This window comes from Streptomyces sp. NPDC090499 (assembly GCF_044769305.1).
Taxonomy (GTDB): domain Bacteria; phylum Actinomycetota; class Actinomycetes; order Streptomycetales; family Streptomycetaceae; genus Streptomyces.
On sequence record NZ_JBIVXP010000019.1, the window covers coordinates 82,673 to 101,834 of the forward strand.

General features: G+C 72.3%; 13 protein-coding genes. 7 read left to right on the forward strand and 6 right to left on the reverse strand.

Translation table 11 applies throughout. The annotated features are described in order from the left end of the window. Positions 1-24 precede the first annotated feature (24 nt). Genes wecB through ACIQVL_RS41970 form a run of 4 tightly spaced genes read left to right on the forward strand, consistent with a single transcriptional unit; the run spans position 25 to position 5,781 of the window. Positions 25-1,134: a non-hydrolyzing UDP-N-acetylglucosamine 2-epimerase gene (gene wecB, locus ACIQVL_RS41955; RefSeq protein ID WP_403440296.1), complete on the forward strand. Its 1,110-nt coding sequence runs from the start codon at positions 25-27 to the stop codon at positions 1,132-1,134. Continuing rightward, complete coding sequence (locus ACIQVL_RS41960) at positions 1,131-1,781, forward strand: class I SAM-dependent methyltransferase (RefSeq protein ID WP_403478101.1); 651 nt, start codon at positions 1,131-1,133, stop codon at positions 1,779-1,781. The genes wecB and ACIQVL_RS41960 overlap by 4 nt, the downstream gene beginning before the upstream one ends. Beyond that, on the forward strand, positions 1,781-3,598 hold the full coding sequence (locus ACIQVL_RS41965) for a hypothetical protein (RefSeq protein WP_403440301.1): 1,818 nt from the start codon (positions 1,781-1,783) through the stop codon (positions 3,596-3,598). Before ACIQVL_RS41960 ends, ACIQVL_RS41965 begins: the two co-directional genes overlap by 1 nt. Then, positions 3,595-5,781, forward strand: coding sequence for a glycosyltransferase (locus ACIQVL_RS41970; protein WP_403478102.1), 2,187 nt, complete (start codon positions 3,595-3,597; stop codon positions 5,779-5,781). Before ACIQVL_RS41965 ends, ACIQVL_RS41970 begins: the two co-directional genes overlap by 4 nt. Positions 5,782-5,916: 135 nt before the next feature. On the opposite strand, the gene ACIQVL_RS41975 is transcribed toward ACIQVL_RS41970, so the two are convergent. The 3 genes from ACIQVL_RS41975 to ACIQVL_RS41985 form a co-directional block, all read right to left on the reverse strand. Continuing rightward, positions 5,917-6,918, reverse strand: a complete 1,002-nt coding sequence (locus tag ACIQVL_RS41975) for an acyl-CoA desaturase (RefSeq protein ID WP_403440306.1) — start codon at positions 6,916-6,918, stop codon at positions 5,917-5,919. A gap of 202 nt (positions 6,919-7,120) precedes the next feature. Then, the gene (locus ACIQVL_RS41980; RefSeq protein ID WP_403440309.1) at positions 7,121-8,482 is read right to left on the reverse strand and encodes an MFS transporter; all 1,362 of its coding nucleotides are present in this window, start codon (positions 8,480-8,482) and stop codon (positions 7,121-7,123) included. 197 nt (positions 8,483-8,679) lie between these two features. Next, a complete protein-coding gene (locus ACIQVL_RS41985) occupies positions 8,680-9,345 on the reverse strand; it encodes a TetR/AcrR family transcriptional regulator (RefSeq protein WP_403440312.1) in 666 nt (221 codons plus the stop codon). Between the two features lie 173 nt (positions 9,346-9,518). Between ACIQVL_RS41985 and ACIQVL_RS41990 the strand changes: the two genes are divergently transcribed. From ACIQVL_RS41990 to ACIQVL_RS42000, 3 genes are all read left to right on the forward strand, one after another. Continuing rightward, on the forward strand, positions 9,519-10,400 hold the full coding sequence (locus ACIQVL_RS41990; protein ID WP_403440315.1) for a shikimate dehydrogenase: 882 nt from the start codon (positions 9,519-9,521) through the stop codon (positions 10,398-10,400). A 108-nt stretch (positions 10,401-10,508) separates the two neighbouring features. After that, positions 10,509-12,299 carry a bifunctional sugar phosphate isomerase/epimerase/4-hydroxyphenylpyruvate dioxygenase family protein gene (locus tag ACIQVL_RS41995; RefSeq protein WP_403440318.1) on the forward strand — a complete coding sequence of 597 codons (1,791 nt, stop codon included), beginning with the start codon at positions 10,509-10,511 and terminating at the stop codon, positions 12,297-12,299. A gap of 212 nt (positions 12,300-12,511) precedes the next feature. Beyond that, the gene (locus ACIQVL_RS42000; protein ID WP_403440321.1) at positions 12,512-14,386 is read left to right on the forward strand and encodes an ArnT family glycosyltransferase; all 1,875 of its coding nucleotides are present in this window, start codon (positions 12,512-12,514) and stop codon (positions 14,384-14,386) included. Positions 14,387-14,441: 55 nt separating this feature from the next. Here the strand turns inward: ACIQVL_RS42000 and ACIQVL_RS42005 are convergent, their stop codons facing one another. From ACIQVL_RS42005 to ACIQVL_RS42015, 3 genes are read right to left on the reverse strand one after another with little or no spacing between them, the layout of a single operon-like run. Then, a complete protein-coding gene (locus ACIQVL_RS42005; protein WP_403478103.1) occupies positions 14,442-17,300 on the reverse strand; it encodes a glycoside hydrolase family 2 TIM barrel-domain containing protein in 2,859 nt (952 codons plus the stop codon). Positions 17,301-17,327: 27 nt separating this feature from the next. After that, positions 17,328-18,194, reverse strand: coding sequence for a carbohydrate ABC transporter permease (locus tag ACIQVL_RS42010; RefSeq protein ID WP_403440326.1), 867 nt, complete (start codon positions 18,192-18,194; stop codon positions 17,328-17,330). Continuing rightward, positions 18,191-19,159 (reverse strand): carbohydrate ABC transporter permease, encoded by a 969-nt coding sequence (locus ACIQVL_RS42015; protein ID WP_403478104.1) that lies wholly within the window; start codon positions 19,157-19,159, stop codon positions 18,191-18,193. Before ACIQVL_RS42015 ends, ACIQVL_RS42010 begins: the two co-directional genes overlap by 4 nt. Positions 19,160-19,162: the final 3 nt, after the last annotated feature.

Consider the following 19,162-nt stretch of genomic DNA (forward strand, 5'->3'; position numbering starts at 1 on the left):
CCGACAGAGCGGAGAACGTACGACATGAACGGCCGCGTACTCCATGTCGTCGGGACCAGGCCGAACTTCGTGAAGGCCGCGCCCGTGGTCGCCGCCCTGCGCGCGGCCGGGCACGACCAGGTCCTGGTGCACACCGGTCAGCACTACGACGAACGGATGTCGCACGTCTTCTTCCGGGAGCTGGGCCTGCCCGCCCCGGACACCGACCTCGGCGTCGGCTCCGGCAGCCACGCCCGGCAGACCGCCGACCTGCTGGTGGCCCTGGAGGGCGAGCTGCTGGCCCGCGCCCCGGCCCTGGTCGTCGTCTACGGCGACGTGAACTCCACCCTGGCCGCGGCCCTGGTCGCCGCCAAGCTGGGCATCCCGGTCGCCCATGTCGAGGCGGGCCTGCGCAGCTTCGACATGGCGATGCCGGAGGAGGTCAACCGGCGCCTGGTCGACCAGCTCGCCGAGCTGCTCTTCGTGACCAGCCCGGAAGCCGTCGGCCACCTCGCCCGCGAGGGCGTCGACCCGGGCCGGGTGCACTTCGTCGGCAACCCGATGATCGACACCCTGCTCACCCATCTGGAGCATTTCGACCCGGCCGCCGCCCGCGCCGCCCACGCCCTGCCCGAGCGGTACGGCGTGGTCACCCTGCACCGCCCGGCCAACGTCGACGACCCCGAGGCCGCCGCGGCCGCCGCCCGCGCCCTCACCGAGGCCGCCGGCCACCTCGACCTCGCCGTGCCCCTGCACCCGCGCGGCCGGGCGGCGCTGCGCAAGGCGGGCCTCGCCGACGCGCCCGGCATCCACCTCCTCGAACCGCTCGGCTACGTCGAGTTCATGGGCCTGGTCCGCGGCGCCGCCGTCGTGATCACCGACTCGGGCGGCGTCCAGGAGGAGACCACCGTGCTCGGCGTGCCCTGCCTGACACTGCGCACCACGACCGAACGCCCGGTCACCGTCACCCATGGCACCAACCGCCTGGTCCGGCACGGCGAACTGGTGCCCGCCCTGCGCAAGGTCCTCGACGGGCAGCCGGCGGCCGACCCCGAGGGACCGCCGCTGTGGGACGGCAAGGCCGGCCCCCGGATCGCCCGCGTGCTCACCGAGTGGCTGGAACGCCATGACCACCGAGTGGCTGGAGCGCCATGACCGACGCCACCCGCACCTACCCCGAAGCCCCCCTCACCTACTGGGACACCCGGCACCGCGAACGCGACGACCTCGCCTCCGGCGGCCACATCGGCCTGGACCGGCCCGGCAACGAGATCTTCTACGCGATCCGGCTCGGCCAGCTCCTCACCCTGATCGGCGACCTGTCCAGCCCCGCCTCCCCGCTCTTCGTCCTCGACGCGGGCTGCGGCAAGGGGCACTTCGCCCGCGCGCTGGCCCGCTGCGGCCACCACGTCGACGCCTTCGACGCCAGCGAGGCGGCCGTCGCCCACGCCAGGACCGAGGGCGGCGGCCCCCGCTACGCCGTCGCCGGCCTCGACGAGTGGCGCAGCCCCTGGCTCTACGACGTGGTGATGTGCGTGGACGTCCTCTTCCACGTCCTGGACGACGCGCAGTGGGCGGCGGGCCTGCGCAACCTCGCCTCGCTCGTCCGGATCACCGGCCGGCTGATCGTCACCGACGAGAACAACCACGAGTCCGTCCCGCGCGGCGACTACATCCTGCACCGCCCGCTCGCCGCCTACCGCGAGGAACTCGGTCCCCTGGGCCTGAGCCACACCCTCTTCCGGCGCTACGGCTTCCGCGAGAACCGGGTCGGCTTCCATGTCTTCACAAGGACCCGCTGATGCGCCTGACCGATCTGCTCCACCCGCACCTGGACGACGTGACCTCGGTCGTGGACGCGACGAGCGGCGGCCTGCGTCTCGACCCCTATCTGCACCTGCCGCCCGGCGTCGAGCTGCGGCGGCACCAGGAACCCGTCGGCGAGGGGGAGCTGATGCTCCTCTGCTACGGCCCCGACCCCGCCCTGCACGGCGCCGAGGGGGACTGCCTCGCCGCACTGGAACGGATGCGCCCCGGCGGCCGCGGCCTGATCGTCTTCGGCCACCCCGGCACCGACCTGCCCTACCACCGGCTCCTCGACTCCCTGGTGGCGCACCGCTGCCAGGTGCTGCACGCGGCCTCGCTCGGCTACACCCACCTGCACTCCGGTGCGGTGTTCGCGTGCACCGAGGAACTCCTGCCGCCGCACGACTGGTTCGGCCACCCGCTGCCGGCCGACGGCTTCGCCACCGCCCTCAGGATCGCCGACGAGTACGTCCTCGCCGACTTCGTCTCCCGCTCCCAGCGGGCCCGCCTGATCGACCTGGAGCGGGCCGCCGAGGAGACCGCGCGCGCCCTGGCGACCGCCCGCGAGGACGGCCTCGCCGAACGGCTCGCCGCCGCCGTCCGGGACAAGGACCAGCTCTCCGCCGCGCTGCGCCGGGCCCGCGAGCGGACCGGCGTGCTGGAGGCGCGGGTGGCCATGCTGGAGGGCTCCACCTCGCTGCGGGTAGGCAAGGCCCTGGTGTCGGCGGCCCGGTCGCCGAAGCGCCGCGCGGCCCGGCTGCCGGGCGAGCTGTACGGGCTGTGGCGGCAGCGGAAGGCCAAGGGCGACAGCCCCGCCGGCCCCCGGACCGCGGCCGCCGCCCCCGCGCCGGAGCCGCAGGCCGACGACCGCTTCCACCTCGCCCACCGAGCCCTGTCCGTGGCACCCCGCGACCGGCTGGTGATCACCGGTGTGCTCACCGACGGCACCGCCCGGGACTTCGCGGCGGACGCCGTGGTCAGCCGGGTGCTGCCGCACGACGGACGGCTGCTGGTCGAGCGCACCGACCCCGACGTCTTCCTCGTCCAGCTGAGCGCGTGCGCGGCCCAGGCAGGCCCCTGGTCGCTCACCGGCACCGGACTCGCCCCCGACCTGGACCGGCGCCTCGCCGAACTGGTCGGCCAGGCAAGGGGGCTGGGCCGCGCCGCGGTGCTGTGGCGGGACGGCCCGGCGTCGTCCGCCCCCGGCCTGTCCCTGCTGCCCTGGGACACCGTCCTCGACGGCGACACCGGCACGGCGCTCTTCCGCCTCGACCCGGTCACCGACGGCCGGGACCGGCTCCGGGACGTCTTCCTCCAGGACAGCACCCGCATCCGGCTGGCCCGGCTCGCCGCCCTCACCGGCGGCCCCGACCCCCTTGCGGAACGCCGCATCGCCGTCCTCGCCGCGCCCCGGGACACCACCGACGTGGCCCGGCTCGTCGCCCAGGCCCTCGGCCAGCTGCACCGGCCGGCCGAGGTGGTCGTCGCCGACCCGGCGGGCCTCGCCCTCGACGAACTCACCGCCGCCTCGGTCGCCGTGCACGCCGGACCGCCCACCGCGCCCTGGGTCGCCGACTGGACGGACCTGACCGAGGACCGCCCGGACACCCTCCTCCTCGACCTGCTCTGCGCCCAGGAGTTCTCGGGCGCCGACGCGGTGGGCCACACCCCCGCCGCCGACGACTACGCCTTCGTACCGGCCCTGAAACCGCTGCTCGTGCGCCGGTCCCTCCTCGACACCGGCACCCCGCCGGACACCTGGTCGCGGGCCGGGCACCGCCTGTTCGCCGTGCGTGGAAAGGAACCGTCATGACCCGCACCCTCAGGGCGCTCGTCTACGGCGACGTGGACCTCAACCTCATCGACGGCTCCGCCGTCTGGGCCCAGTCGACGGTCCAGGCACTGTCCCGCGCGGGCTGCCGGACCCGCCTCGTCCTCAAGGCCCCGGTCGAGGCGGGCCGGTTGACCGACCCACTGGCCGGCCTGCCCGGGGTCACCGTGGTCCGGCCGTACGAGGAACACCTCGTCCCCGGGCAGGGCGCGCACCCGCTCTCGCCCTTCCAGGCCTCGCAGCTGCTCGCCCGGCTGGACGCGGAGGAGCCCTGCGACCTGCTGGTGCTGCGCGGCCGCCGGCTGGTCAAACAGATCGTCGGCGACGGCGCCTTCGACGGCCGGATCTGGGCCTACCTCACCGACATCCCGCAGTCCCCGGCCGACATGACCGAGGAGGCCCGCGCCGACCTCGCCCGCATCGCCGCCGCCTCCCGCCAACTCCTGTGCCAGACAGAGGAGTTGCGCTGCTTCCTGGAGGCCTGGGTGCCGGAGGCCTGCGGCCGGTCCGTGCTCTGCCCGCCCGCGGTGCCCGAGCCCGCCTTCCCGGTCCCGGCCCGGGGCGGCCTGCACGATCCCGTACGCCTCGTCTACACCGGCAAGTTCGCGCCCCGCTGGAACACCCTGCCCATGACGCGGCTGCCCGCGATGCTCGCCGAACGCGGGATCAAGACCGAACTGCACGCCGTCGGCGACAAGATCCACAAGGATGCGGGCCATCCCGGCTTCGACACCGCGATGGCCGAGGCGCTGCGCACCACCCCCGAGGTCGTCCACCACGGCGGTGTGCCGCGCGAGGAGGCCATGCGCCTGGCCGCCGACTGCGACCTCGGCCTCGGCTGGCGCGACGCCTCCCTCGACGCCAGCCTCGAACTCTCCACCAAGGTGCTGGAGTTCGGCTCCCTCGGCCTGCCCGTGGTACTCAACCGCACCCCCGCCCACGAGGCCCTGCTCGGCGCCGACTACCCCCTGTTCGTACCGGGCACCGCCACCCTCGCGGACGCTGCGGACGCCGTCGGCCTCGCCGTACGCGACACCGCGGCCCGGCACCTCGCCGCCGACCGGTGCGCCGCGGCCGCCCGGGAGTACACCATGGAGGCCGCGGCGGCCCGCTGGCGCGGCCACCTCGACCGCGCCTTCCCCGCCGCACCCGCCGCCGTCGCCACCCGGACCCGCCCGCTGCGGGTCGGCGTCGCAGGGCACGACCTGAAGTTCCTCACCCGCCTCCTCGACCACCTCCGCGCGCTGCCCGGCCTCGACGTCCGGATCGACGCCTGGCCCGCACTCGCCCGGCACGACGCGGCCGCCAGCCGCGAACTCGCCGCCTGGGCCGACGTGGTGGTCGTCGAGTGGTGCGGCCCGGCGGCCGTCTGGTACAGCCGCCACAAGCGGCGCGGCAGCCGGCTCGTCGTGCGCCTGCACCGCTTCGAACTCGACGCCGGATACCCGCGCCAGGTCGACATCGACGCCGTCGACCGGGTGGTGTGCGTCAGCCCCTACTATGCGCGCGCGACCCGGGACCGCACCGGCTGGCCCGCCGCGAAGATCACCACGATCGGCAACTGGGTCGACGTCGACCAGCTCGACCGGCCCAAGGCGCCCGGCGCCCGCCACCGCCTCGGCATGATCGGCATCGCTCCCAGCCGCAAACGCCTCGACCTCGGCCTCGACGTCCTCGAAGCACTCCGCGCCCGCGACCGGCGCTGGCACCTCTCGGTCAAGTCCAAGCCGCCGTGGGAGTACTGGTGGATCTGGAACAAGCCCGAGGAACGTGCGCACTACGACGCGATCCTGCGTCGCATGCAGACCTCACCGCTCCTCGAAGGGGCCGTCGTCTTCGACCAGTTCGGCCCGGACGTCCCCAACTGGCTGCGCCGCATCGGCCACGTCCTGTCCACCAGCGACGACGAGAGCTTCCACCTCTCCCCGGCCGAGGGCATGGCCTCCGGCGCCGTACCCGCGCTGCTGCCGTGGCCGGGCGCCGACGAGATCTACGACCGGCGCTGGATCCACGACACCCCGCAGGCGATGGCCGACGCCATCGCCGGGCTCGCCGAGCAGGAGGACTGGCGGTCCGCCGGGGCGGCGGCCCGCGAACAGGTGCGGGAGGGGTTCTCGCTGGAGCGGGTGGCGGAGGACTGGACGGAGCTGCTGGTGTCCGGCTGAGTCCGCGTAAGTCCGGTGAGCCACGCGGTGCGTGAGGACCCCGTGCCCGGCGCTCTCGCCGGGCACGGGGTCCTCGTCGTCCTTCGCGCGGGTGACGCGCCGTCAGCGGCGGGTGACGCGCTGTCCGGGAAGCCGTCAGGCCGCCGACTCCTGGCGGCCGGCCGGCTCGGGCAGCAGGCGGGTGCTGAGCCGGTCCGGGCTCGGCCAGCGGACGTCGTGGGCCCAGCCCAGCTTCTCGAAGATCCGGATCAGACGGGCCGACGGGTCGATCTGGCCCGGCAGCACTCCGTGGCGCGCGCCCGTGGGGTCGGCGTGATGCGAGTTGTGCCAGCTCTCGCCGAAGGACAGCAGGGCCAGCGGCCAGAAGTTGGTGGCCTTGTCCCGGCTGGCGAACGGGCGCCTGCCCGCGACGTGGCAGACCGAGTTCACCGACCAGGTGACGTGGTGCAGCAGGGCCATCCGCATCACGCCGGCCCAGAAGAACCCGGTCAGCGCACCGGCCCAGGTGCCGGTGACGAGCCCGCCGACCAGCGCGGGGGCGAGGAGCGAGACGACGGTCAGCGGGCCGAAGAGCCGGCCGACGATCCGCAGGTCGCGGTCGGCGTCGATGTCCGGCGCGAACCTCGCCCGGTTGCTCAGCTCGCGCTTGAGCATCCAGCCGATGTGGGCGTGCAGCAGCCCCTTGAGGAGCGCGCGCGTGTCGGTGCCGAAGCGCCAGGGCGAGTGCGGGTCGCCCTCGCGGTCGGCGAAGGCATGGTGGCGGCGGTGGTTGGCCACCCACTGCACCGGCGAGCCCTCCACCCCCAGCGAACCCGCGACGGCCAGCGCGATCCGCAGGCCCCGCTTCGCCTTGAACGAGCGGTGCGTGAAGAGGCGGTGGTAGCCGACCGTGAGGCCGAAGCCGGACACGAGGTAGGCGATCACGGCCATGGTGACGTCCAGTGCCGACAGGCCCCGCCCCCACAGCAGCGGTACCGCGACGACCAGGCCGATCAGCGGGCCGACCACGAAGATCCACATCGCGACGCCCGCCGCGGCGTTCTGTGGGGCGTCCAGGAGCGGTTTGACTCCGGCCGCGGTGTCGGCGTCGCTTTCGGCGACGGTCTGCTCGGGACGGTCAGCTGTGCTCGGGCTCATCGGTTCCCCGCCGTTGTTCAAGGATGTCGGACACGGTGCCGCCTACGCCCCACGGTCGCACTCAAGGGCATCCCCGCAGGTCATCGCTCATGTCCAGGGTATGAACGGCGTGGGACCAAATCTCCTTCCAGCAGGACGGCGACGGTCCGCCCGGGTGTCGGCCCGGACGGACGTGTGCCGGAATCGCACATCGGACGAGGGCTCAGGCCGTCACGGTCTCCGGACGGGACGCCTCGCGGGGGGTGCGGGACCCGAGGTCCTCCGTGGGCACCGTGTGGGTCTCGCGGGCGGACAGCGCGGCGATCACCGGCGGCACGCACAGCGCGGCCGTGAACAGCGCCACCGCCGACCAGTCGTCGCCGCCCGGACCCGCGATCTGCGCCGCGAAGGTCACCGCGAACCCGGCCACCGCGAACCCGATCTGGGTGCCGATCGCCATGCCCGACAGCCGCACCCGGGTCGAGAACATCTCGCCGTAGAAGGACGGCCAGACACCGTTCGCCGCGCTGTAGACGACACCGAAGGCGACGACCCCGAGGAGCATGATCAGCGGGTACGAGCCGGTGGAGATCGCCCACAGGTAGCCGAACATCGCCACCGCGCTGCCCACCGCACCGATCAGGTACACGGGCCGGCGGCCGATCCGGTCCGACAGCGTCGCCCACGCCGGGATCGCGCCCAGCGCCACCAGGTTCGCCAGCGCACCCACCCAGAGCATCGACGTCTTGGACATGCCGACCGAGTCGCTGGTCGCGTAGGCCAGCGCCCACACCGTGAAGATCGTGCTCACCGAGGCGATCAGCGCGCCGCAGATCACCCGCAGCACATCCGCCCAGTGGTGCCGCAGCAGCGTCGCCAGCGGCAGCCGTACCACGCCCTCGCTCGCCGCCTGCTGGGCGAAGGCCGGGGTCTCCTGGAGTTTGCGCCGGATGAACCAGCCGGCCACGGCGACCGCGATGCTCAGCCAGAACGGCACCCGCCAGCCCCAGGACATCAGCTGGTCCTCGGGCAGCTGGGAGACCGCGATGAAGACGAGGGTGGCGATCAGCTGACCGCCCTGGGTGCCGCCGAGGGTGAAGCTGGTGAAGAAGCCGCGCCGGTTCGGCGGTGAGTGTTCGAGGCTCATGGAACTGGCGCTGGCCTGCTCGCCGGCGGCCGAGATGCCCTGCAGCACCCGGCACAGCACCAGCAGGACCGGGGCGAGGCCGCCCACCTGGGCGCGGGTCGGCAGACAGCCGATCAGGAACGTCGACAGGCCCATCAGCAGCAGCGTGAAGACCATGATCTTCTTGCGGCCGACCCGGTCCCCGAAGTGCCCGAGGAACAGCGCGCCGACCGGCCGGGCCGCGTAGGCGACACCGAACGTGGCCAGGGAGAGCAGGGTCGCGGTGGCCGGGTCCGAATCGTCGAAGAAGACCTTCGGGAAGATCAGCGCGGCGGCGCTGCCGTAGATGAAGAAGTCGTAGTACTCCAGGGCGCTGCCGATCCAGGCGGCCAGGGCGGCCTTCCTCGGCTGGCCACCGGGTGGTACGGCGGTGGCGGCGGGCTGGGCGGGGACGGACACGGCGGTGCTCCTTCGGGGAACTCCAACGTAGGCGGAGTGAGCGGCTGGGGAGAAGGCCGGTTCCCAGGGATGACGGGGTCGGCGGACCAGGGGCCGGGTGCTAATTAACCCACTGGGTAGTTAGTCGCGATGGGTACGGATGTTGCGCTCGCGTTTCCCCGGTGTCAAGAGGTCGTGCCGGACACTCCGGTACGAGGTCAGTCCGCCGTCCGCTCCGCGGTGAGGTAGGCGATCACCATGTCGCCGAGCATCGCCCGGTAGTGCGCACGCCGCGCCGGGTCCACCAGGTCGCGGCCGAAGAGGGCGCCGAAGGTCGCCCGGTTCGCCACCCGGAAGAAGCAGAACGAGCTGATCATCGCGTGCAGGTCGACGGCGTCCACGTCCGCCGTGAACAGGCCGGACTCCTGCCCGGCGGCCAGGATCCGGCGGATCACCTCCAGGGCCGGCGAGCCGATCCTGCCGAGCTTCTCGGAGGCCGCGATGTGCTCGGCGCCGTGGATGTTCTCGATGCTGACCAGCCGGATGAAGTCCGGGTGCAGCTCGTGGTGGTCGAAGGTCAGCTCGGCCAGCCGGCGGATCGCCGCGACCGGGTCCAGGTGCTCGACGTCCAGCTGCTGCTCGGCCTCGCGGATCACGCCGTACGCGCGCTCCAGGACCGCCGTGAACAGCTGCTCCTTGCCGCCGAAGTAGTAGTAGATCATCCGCTTCGTGGTGCGGGTGCGGGCCGCGATCTCGTCGACGCGGGCCCCGTCGTACCCGGCACGGGCGAACTCCTGGGTGGCCACGTCGAGGATCTCGGCCTGGGTGCGGGCGGCGTCACGGAGCCGTCCGTTGGTCTGTGCCGGTTCGTCGACGCTGGTCATCGGGTTCCTATCCGGTTCCTGTCGGGTTCCTTCACGGGGGAGGCCGGTGCGGAGATTCTAGAAGCCCGGACGGGAGGTGTTGTCGGCGAGGTCTTCCGCTGCCGTCGGCTTCGGTGTATAGCTAACGTACTAGTTCGTACATTAGTGTTTGTGATGCCGCTCTGGAGGGCCACGTGGCCAAGGACTCGTATCTCGTCGGACTGATCGGTGCCGGTATCGGCCCGTCGCTCAGCCCCGCCCTGCACGAGCGCGAGGCCGGCCGGCAGGGGCTGCGGTACCTGTACCGGCTGATCGACATCGACGCGGTCGGCGTTCCGCCGGAGGCCGTGGGGGAGCTGGTGCGGGCGGCACGTGATCTCGGCTTCGACGGGCTGAACATCACGCACCCCTGCAAGCAGCTGGTCATCGAGCACCTGGACGCCCTCTCCCCGCAGGCCGAGGCGCTCGGCGCCGTCAACACGGTGGTCTTCGAGACCGGCGGGAGGGCCGTCGGCCACAACACGGACGTGACCGGGTTCGCGGCGTCGTTCGCGCGAGGGCTGCGGGACGCTCCGCTGGAGAGCGTCGTGCAGCTCGGTGCCGGGGGCGCCGGAGCCGCCGTCGCGCACGCGACGCTCACGCTGGGGGCCGAGCGGGTCACGGTCGTGGACGCGCTCGCCGACCGGGCCGTCGATCTCGCGGGCTCGCTGAACCGGCACTTCGGCGAGGGGCGGGCGGTCGCCGCGACGCCGGACCGGTTGCCGGAGCTGCTCGCGGGCGCCGACGGGCTCGTGCACGCGACGCCCACCGGGATGGCCGCGCATCCGGGGCTGCCGGTGCCTGCGGAGTTGCTGCATCCCGGGCTGTGGGTGGCCGAGGTGGTGTACCGGCCGTTGGAGACGGAGCTGGTGCGGACCGCTCGGGCGTTGGGGTGTGCGGTGCTGGACGGGGGCGGGATGGCCGTGTTCCAGGCTGCGGATGCGTTTCGGTTGTTCACGGGGAGGGAGCCGGACGTTGCTCGGATGCTGGCCGATATCGAGGAGCTGGCCGAGAGCTCGGCGGGGCAGGTTGTGTGACGGGTCGGGCCGGCTGTGGCTGGTCGCGCAGTTCCTCCCCCAGCCTTCGGCCGGGGGTACCCCCAGCGCCCCTGACGGAGCGCTGTAGTGCAGGTGAGGAAAAAGGTCATGCGTACTTCCATTGCCACCGTCTCGCTCAGTGGGTCACTGACCGAGAAGCTCACCGCCGCCTCGCGGGCCGGATTCGACGGTGTGGAGATCTTCGAGAACGATCTGCTGGCCAGCCCGCTCTCGCCCCGTGAGATACGGGCTCGGTGCACCGATCTGGGGCTCACCGTCGACCTCTATCAGCCCATGCGGGACATCGAAGCCGTCCCCGACGACGAGTTCGCGCGCAATCTGCGGCGCGCCCGGCACAAGTTCGAGCTCATGCGGGAACTGGGCGCCGACACCGTCCTCGTCTGCTCCTCCGTCTCCCCGCTCGCGATCGACGACGACGATCTCGCCGCCGGACAGTTGGCTCAACTCGCGGACCTGGCGGCGGACTTCGACATCCGCGTCGCCTACGAGGCACTCGCCTGGGGGCGGCACGTCAGTACCTACGACCACGCCTGGCGGATCGTCGAGGCGGCCGGGCGCCCCGCCCTCGGCACCTGCCTCGACAGCTTCCACATCCTCTCCCGCGGGTCCGATCCCAAGGCCATCGAGGACATCCCCGGAGCGAAGATCTTCTTCCTCCAGCTGGCCGACGCCCCGATGCTCGCCATGGACGTGCTCCAGTGGAGCCGGCACTACCGGTGTTTCCCCGGACAGGGCGGGTTCGACGTCGCAGGGCTCGTGCGGCACGTGCTGCGCACCGGGTACGACGGACCGCTCTCCCTGGAGGTCTTCAACGACGTCTTCCGGCAGGCCGAGGCCGGGCCGACCGCTGTCGACGCGCACCGTTCGCTCCTGGTGCTGCAAGAGGCCGTCGGGGTCGGGGAGCTGCCCGCTCCGGTCGTACCGACGGGAGTCGCCTTCGCCGAACTCGTCACGCCGGACGCCGAACCGGTCTCGGCGCTGCTCGGAGCTCTCGGCTTTGCGCGGACCGCGCGTCATCGGAGCAAGCCGGTCGATCTGTGGGAGCACGGCGAGGCCCGGATCCTGGTCAACACCGGTCCCGCCGCCCGCCGCGACGGCACCGGGCTCGCCGCGATCGGGCTGGAGTCACCGGACCCGCGGGCCGCCGCCCGCCGTGCCGAGGCCCTGCTCGCCCCCGTGCTGCCCCGCCGCCGCGCCCCCGAGGACGCCCCGCTCGACGCGGTCGCCGCCCCCGACGGCACCGAACTGTTCTTCTGCGCCACCGGCCACGCCCCCGAACTCCCGGACTGGCGGGCCGACTTCATCGAGGTGCCGCACGAGCCGGTGCCCGGCCCGGCGCGCCTCGACCACCTCGCGCTCACCCAGCCCTGGCACCAGTACGACGAGGCGACCCTCTTCCACCGCAGCGTCCTCGGCCTGCACCCCCAGGAGAGCGTCGACGTCGCCGACCCCTACGGGCTGCTGCGCTCCCGCGCCGTCACCAACGCCGACGGCAGCGTCCGGATCGTCCTCGGCGTCGGCGCGGCCCCGGCCGACGACACCCTGCACGCCCAGCACATCGCCCTCGCCGTCCCGGACGTGGTCGCCGCCGCCCGCGCCTTCCGGGCGGCCGGCGGCGGTCTGCTGCCCATCCCCGCCAACTACCACGACGACCTCGCCGCCCGGTACGAGTTCGCCGACGGCGAGCTGGACACCTACCGCGACCTCGGCATCCTCTACGACCGGGACGCGGGCGGTGTCTTCCGGCACTGCTACACGCGGACGGTCGACCGGGTGTTCCTCGAACTGGTCGAGCGGGATCCCGGATACCGCGGATACGGCGCCCAGAACGCCCCGGTGCGCCTCGCCGCCCAGCACGCCGGTCGGCCCGCCCGCTGAACCGGCGCCGGGTGAGCGTGCAGTGAGAGGCCGGTGAGACACCGGCAGGGTTCAGGATCCTTACGGCTTCCACGACCGATACTCACGAACATCCCGAATGTTCCTTGGCATTCCGGATGTGACGTTCGTCGAGATCCAGTCGTCCTAGAGGCCGTAGAAATCCAGGGCGTTCTGGAAGTCCTGGATACCGGGAGTCCTGGAGGCCGTCCGCGATGCCGAGCCCTGTCAGCGCCGAGCCGATCGACCGTGTCGAGGAGCCGCCACCCCCGCCGTCCCCGGCGTGGAGCCGTACCCGGCGCTACGAACGCCCGATCCTCGCCGGCATCGCCACCGTCGCCGCGCTGCTCGACTTCTGGGGCATCTGGCACAGCGCGTACCACACCTTCTACGCGAGCGCCGTCCGCAGCATGACCGACAACCCGGTCGCCTTCCTCTACGGCTCCTTCGACCCGGGCAACTCCATCACCCTGGACAAGCTGCCCGGCTTCCTGTGGCCGCAGGCCCTGTCGGCGCTGGTCCTCGGTTTCCACCCGTGGTCCCTGGTCGTCCCGCAGGCCCTGGAGGGCGTGGCCTCGGTGGTCCTGCTGCACGTGGTGGTACGGCGCTGGGCCGGCGTAGCGGCCGGACTGCTGGCCGCCGCCTTCCTCACGCTCACCCCGGTGACCGTGGGCCTCGGCCGTTCGGTCACCGAGGACGCGCCGTTCGTCCTGCTGTTGCTGCTGGCCGCCGAGGCCACCCAGCGGGCCACCGCCCGCGCCCGGCTGCGCACCCTCGTCCTGGCGGGCGTCTGGGTCGGGGTGGCCTTCCAGTGCAAGATGCTGGAGGCCTGGGCGGTGCTGCCCGCCCTGGCCGTGACCTATCTGGTGGCCGCTCCGACCACGCTGCGCCGCCGTGTCCGGGATCTCGCCGTGTCCGGGGCGGTCATGCTGACGGTGTCCCTGTCCTGGATGCTGGCCGCCGGCCTCACCCCGGCCGTCGCCCGCCCCTACCTCGACGGCACCACCGACAACTCGCCGGTCGCCCTGGTCGTCGGCTACAACTTCCTGACCCGCTTCCAGGCACTGGGCGTCGACGCGGCCGGCACCGGCAGCATCGTCGCCGGCCGGACGCACGGCAGGGCCCCGGCCGGGATGGGGGAGAGCGTCTGGAAGATGTTCAGCCCCGGACTGGCCAGCCAGACGGGCTGGCTGTACCCGCTGGCGGCGCTGGGCCTTGCCGCCGGCCTGTACGGCCTGTGGCGCCGGCGCCCGCGGCGCACCGATCCCTTCCTGGCCGGATACCTGCTGTGGGGCGTCTGGCTGGTGACGTTCTTCCTGGTCTTCAGCTTCGGCAGCGTGACCGGACACACCTACTACATGGGCGTGGTGGCGGTCGGCCTGTCGGCCCTGGCCGCCGTGGCCGTGACCCGGGTGCGGCACCGGAGCGTGCTGTGCGCGGTCCTCGCCGTCAACGTCGGCTGGTGCGCGGCCCTCACCCTGTACTACCCGCGCTTCTTCACCTGGTCGGTCGGTGTCGCCGCGGTCCTCGCCCTGCCGGCCCTGGTGCTCTTCGCCGTCGGCGGGTCACGCCCGCGCCGGACCGCCCTGGCCGTCGCCCTCGCCGCGGTCCTGGTCGTCCCCACGGTCTGGTCCGTGTCCGCGACCTCGCTGCGCTACAACCAGCCCGGCGGGTTCGGCCGGATCGGTCCGGGCAGCATCGCCACCAGCAACGGCGCCGCCGCCCTGGACCCGGCCCAACGGCGCGTCCTCGCCTACCTCACCGCCCACCGCGACGGCGCCCGCTACCTGGCCGCGGTGCCCCGCTGGCAGATGGCGGCGCCGTACATCCTCTCGGACAACGCCGCCATCCTCCCGCTCGGCGGCTTCACCGCCCGTGTGCCCTACCCCGCGCCCGGCACCTTCCACCACCTGATCGACACCGGTCGGCTCCGCTACGTCCTGCTCTCCGCGGCCGACCTCACCCACCGCGCCCGGGGCGCGAGGACCCCCGGCCGGACCCTGGTCCGCTGGGCCATGGACCACTGCGCGCCGGTCCATGTCGCCCGCTACACCCTGTACCGCTGCGGGGCTGCCGGCCACCGGCGCTGAGCGGACGGAGGCCCCGGACCGCGCGCGGTCCGGGGCCCCCGGGGAGCGGTGCGGGTCAGCCGACGTCCGTGAACACGAAGGTGAACTCGGATGGCTCCGCGTGCAGTTGGTACGGCGGCAGGACGCCGGGACCGCAGGACTGCGAACCGATGCCGTGCTGGCCGTGGTCCAGGTTGACCCACACGGTGTCTCCGGCGACCAGGTCGGTGCGGTGGGCCGCCGCGTCCAGCTGCTCGGTGGTCCAGCGGCGGGCCGTGAACCAGAACTCCGGGTCGCCCTCGATCCGCAGCCCGCCGATCTCCGCCCAACGGACGTCCGCGCGGGCGCCGTTCTCCTGCGGGCGGACGTACGGGGTCTGGAGGCCGTCCACCGTCGACTCCCAACGGCCGACCAACGCGGCCGACCTGGTGTCCGGGTACGCCTCCTCGGGTCCGCCGCCGAACCAGCGCACCCGGTCGGCCGCCGGGATGCCGAACCGGATGCCGAGCCGGGGCAGCGGCACCGTCCAGTCGCCGTCCGGGGTCACGGAGACCGTGAGCCCCAGCCGGTCGCCGTCCGAGGTCCATCGGTAGACCGTGGCCAGGCCGAACTCCCAGGCGGCCGGCGCCACCCGGGTGCGCACGGTGAGCGCGTCGCCGTCCGTCTCCACCGCGTCCAGGCGGTGCCGCATGCGGTGCAGACCGAACTTCCGCCACAGCGCGGCGTAGCGGATGTCGCTCTGCCAGGCGGCGCCGTCGTCGTTGTCCGTGGTCGCCCGCCACACGTCCAGCCGCAGGGCGGTCACGTCCACCGAACCGATGCTCAGCAGCGCGCCGCTGCGGGCGTCGAAGGCCGCCGGGCCGAGAGTGATCCGACCCGCGCCGGACACCGGGGCGGCACTCGCGGCGACGGACGGCGACTGCCGTGCCGAGACTGGGATCTGGCCCCAGGCGACGACATGCCCTGCGGGCCCCCACGCGGTCCCGGCCGCCAGCAGCGCCCGTACCGTCCACCGCGCCTCGCCGCCGCCCGGGACGGCAGGCGGCTCCGGCAGCTTCACCTCCGCCGACTCGCCGGCCGCCAGGGCCGGCACGGCCAGCGTGCCGGCCTCGACCGTCTCGCCGTCGACCTGGTACGACCACTCGAAGGCCAGCGCGGACAGGTCGGCGAAGTCCTGCTTGTTGGTGATCCGGACGGTGGTGCCGTCACCTTCGACGCCGACCGGCTCGATCACCTTCTTGTACTCGACGAGACCGGGGGAGGGCCGCCGGTCGGGGAAGACCAGGCCGTCGCAGACGAAGTTCCCGTCGTGCAGTTCCTCGCCGAAGTCGCCGCCGTAGGCGTACTCGTAGCGGTCGTCCTTGATGCCGTGGTCGATCCACTCCCAGATGAAGCCGCCCTGCAGCCGGTCGTACGACTCGAAGATCCGCTGGTAGTCGGCGAGCCCGCCGGGGCCGTTGCCCATGGCGTGGCCGTACTCGCAGAGGATGAAGGGGAGTCGACGGCGCTTGTGCGTGCCGCCGTCCAGCTCGCGGCCGATCCGCTCGACCTCGGCGTGGTCCGCGTACATCCGTGAATAGACGTCCGTGTCACGGCAGTCGATGTCACCCTCGTAGTGCACGAGCCGCGACGCGTCCCGGCCGTGGATCCACTCGGCCATCGCGGTCAGGCCCCGCCCGGTGCCGGCTTCGTTGCCCAGCGACCAGATCACCACCGACGGGTGGTTCTTGTCCCGCTCGACCATCCGGGCCGCCCGGTCCAGCAGCGCCGGGGTCCAGCGGTCGTCGTCGACCGGGTTGTCCCGCCAGGCCTGCTCGGTGAAGCCGTGGGTCTCCAGGTCGCACTCGTCGATCACCCACAGGCCGTACTCGTCGCACAGGTCGAGGAAGGCCGGGTGCGGCGGGTAGTGGGAGGTGCGGACCGCGTTGATGTTGTGCCGCTTCATCAGCAGCACGTCCGCGAGCATGGTCTCCTGGTCGAGCGCCCGGCCCCGCTCAGGGTGCCACTCGTGCCGGTTGACGCCCTTGAAGAGGACCGCCTTCCCGTTGACCTTGATCAGGCCGTCGGCCAGCTCCACGGTCCGGAAGCCGATCCGCAGCGGCACCCGCTCGCCCTCGGTGGCCAGCACCGCGTCGTACAGCCTCGGGGTCTCGGCCGTCCACGCCTCGACCGGGACGGTCACCGCCTCGCCGGTGGCGACATCGATGTCCAGGGCGGGCACGGACACCCGCCCGTCGACATCGGAGTCGACGCGCAGGGTGCCCTGGCCGGTGGTGTGGTCGTAGGAGGCGTGCACGAAGAAGTCGAGGGCCGCGCCCGGCGGGCGGTGCAGCAGGGTGACGTCACGGAAGATGCCGGGCAGCCACCACTGGTCCTGGTCCTCCAGGTAGGAACCGGCGGACCACTGGTGGACCCGGACGGCCAGCACGTTGCCGGCCGGCTTCAACAGCTGGCCGACCGCGAACTCGTGCGGCAGCCGGGAGCCCTTGAACTCGCCGATGTCCGTGCCGTTCAGCCACACCCGGGCGCAGGACTCGACCCCGTCGAAGCGGAGGACCGCCCCGCCGGCCGTGCCGTCCCAGCCCGCCGGCAGGTCGAAGAACCGCAGGTGGTCACCGGTGGGGTTCTCGGTCGGCACCCGGGGCGGGTCGACCGGGAACGGGTAGAGGTGGTTCGTGTAGGCGGGTGCGCCGTGGCCCTGGAGCACCCAGTGCCCCGGGACCGATACCTCCGCCCAGCCGCCGGCGTCGTACCCCGGCTCGGCGAACGCGTCGTCCTCGGCATCCGCCGTCGGCGACAGCCGGAAGCGCCAACTGCCGTTCAGCGACAGTGCCGTGGCGTCCGACGCTGGATACCAGGCGCGGGGCGGCAGGGCGCCCGAGCCCGGGGAGACGTCCTCGACGTAGTCGGTGGCCGTGGAGTTGCGGAAAGACATCGGTCTCCAGGTCGTGAGAGTGCGGCGTCAGCCCTTGATACCGGTCTGCGCGATCCCCTGCACCAGCCAGCGCTGGAGGAAGAGGAACACGAACACCAGGGGCAGGATGGAGATGGCGGTGGCCATGAAGATCAGGTGGAAGTTGACGGTCTGGTTGGTCATGAAGGAGGAGAGCGCGATCTGGACGGTCCAGGAGCTCGGGTCCTGGCCGATGACGAGCGGCCACAGGAAGGAGTTCCAGGCGCTGATGAACGTGATCGTGGCGATCGCCGCGAAGAAGTTCAGTGAGTTGGGTACGACGATCCGCCAGTACGCGCCCCAGTAGCCGAGCCCGTCCACGCGTGCCGCCTCCTCCAGCTCCTTCGGGAATCCGAGGAAGTACTGCCGGAAAAGGAAGCAGGTGAAACCACTGAACAGGCCGGGGATGATGAGTCCGCGGTAGGTGTCCACCCAGCCGAGGGACGAGACCAGCACGAAGCTGGGCACGAAGGTGACGGCGGTGGGGACCATCAGGGTCGCCAGGACCGCGTAGAAGACCTTGTTGGCGTGCCGGTAGGGGATGCGGGCCAGGCCGTAGCCGGCCAGGGAGCACACGAGGAGCGTGCCGCTCGTGGTCAGGACGGCGACGACCAGCGAGTTCACCATGGACGTGCCGAAGTCGACCGTGGGATCGCTGAACAGCTCGCTGATGTTGCCCCACTGGAAGGAGGGCAGCACCTTCCAGTTCTCGCCGGTGATCTCCAGGTCCGTGGAGAGGGCGTTGCGGAGGATCAGGTAGAAGGGGATCAGGAAGAGCAGGGCGGCGATGCCGACGGCGACGTACAGCCCCGTGTTGCCGAGGACGCCCCCGCCCTTCCTGCGTCGCTTGCCGACCTGGGGCGTGGTGGTGGTCACTTGGACTCCTCCCCCCTTCCGAATCCCATGAACTTGCCCTGGACCAGGGTGACCAGGCAGATGAGCAGCGACAGGATGACCGCGCCGGCGCTGCCCGCGCCGTAGTCCTGGCTGGTGCCGAGGGCCGTCTTGTAGAGCTCCATGAGCGGTGTCTGCGCCCAGGTCGCCTTCTGCCCCACGATGTTGAAGAACTCGTCGAACGCCTGGTAGGCGGCGATGAGCAGGAGCAGGATCACCGCGGTGGACGTGGCCCGCAGCTGGGGCAGCGTGATGTACCGGAAGGTCTGCCAGCCCCGCTTGGCGCCGTCGATGGCGGCGGCCTCGTACAGCTCGCCGGGGATGTTCTGGAGCGCTGCCAGGAACAGGATCATGTAGAAGCCGGACTGGATCCACAGCCGCAGGGTCACGATGACCAGCCAGTACCAGGGCGGAGTGGGGTCGGACATCCAGGCGACGGTGTCGGCGCCGAACCAGCCGATGACCGTGTTCGCGAGTCCGAAGCGGACACCGCTGAAGATGGACATCTTCCAGATCAGGGCGGCCGCCACGTAGGAGACGGCGGTCGGCAGGAAGAACACCGACCGGAAGAACGCCCGCATGAACCGCAGCTGGTTCACGAGCAGCGCGAGCCCGAGCGACAGCGCCCAGGTGGTCGGCACGATGAACGCGGCGAACACGGTGAACGTCACCAGCGAGTCGGGGAACTCACTGTTGGTCAGGATCTGCTTGTAGTTGTCGAAGCCGATGAAATGGCTCGGCGTGACGGTGTAGCGGGCGTCGAAGAAGCTGAGCCAGACGCTCCAGCCGATCGGCACGAAGACGAAGATCGCCAGGCCGATGAGGAAGGGCCCGGTGAAGAGCCAGAAGTTCACGGTCGGGTTGCCCCGCAGGCCCCGCCGCGGCCGGGCCGGGGAGGCCTTGGCCGGGGCGGGCCGGGCGACCCCGCGTGTGGTGGTGGTCGACATGTC

What these genes read in the sequence shown, in the direction of transcription:
- wecB (WP_403440296.1), top strand. Translation starts at nt 25, where the DNA reads ATGAACGGCCGCGTACTCCATGTCGTCGGGACCAGGCCGAACTTCGTG.
- ACIQVL_RS42015 (WP_403478104.1), bottom strand. Translation starts at nt 19,159, where the DNA reads ATGTCGACCACCACCACACGCGGGGTCGCCCGGCCCGCCCCGGCCAAG.
- ACIQVL_RS41970 (WP_403478102.1), top strand. Translation starts at nt 3,595, where the DNA reads ATGACCCGCACCCTCAGGGCGCTCGTCTACGGCGACGTGGACCTCAAC.
- ACIQVL_RS41965 (WP_403440301.1), top strand. Translation starts at nt 1,781, where the DNA reads ATGCGCCTGACCGATCTGCTCCACCCGCACCTGGACGACGTGACCTCG.
- ACIQVL_RS41960 (WP_403478101.1), top strand. Translation starts at nt 1,131, where the DNA reads ATGACCGACGCCACCCGCACCTACCCCGAAGCCCCCCTCACCTACTGG.
- ACIQVL_RS41995 (WP_403440318.1), top strand. Translation starts at nt 10,509, where the DNA reads ATGCGTACTTCCATTGCCACCGTCTCGCTCAGTGGGTCACTGACCGAG.
- ACIQVL_RS42005 (WP_403478103.1), bottom strand. Translation starts at nt 17,300, where the DNA reads ATGTCTTTCCGCAACTCCACGGCCACCGACTACGTCGAGGACGTCTCC.
- ACIQVL_RS41985 (WP_403440312.1), bottom strand. Translation starts at nt 9,345, where the DNA reads ATGACCAGCGTCGACGAACCGGCACAGACCAACGGACGGCTCCGTGAC.
- ACIQVL_RS42000 (WP_403440321.1), top strand. Translation starts at nt 12,512, where the DNA reads ATGCCGAGCCCTGTCAGCGCCGAGCCGATCGACCGTGTCGAGGAGCCG.
- ACIQVL_RS41975 (WP_403440306.1), bottom strand. Translation starts at nt 6,918, where the DNA reads ATGAGCCCGAGCACAGCTGACCGTCCCGAGCAGACCGTCGCCGAAAGC.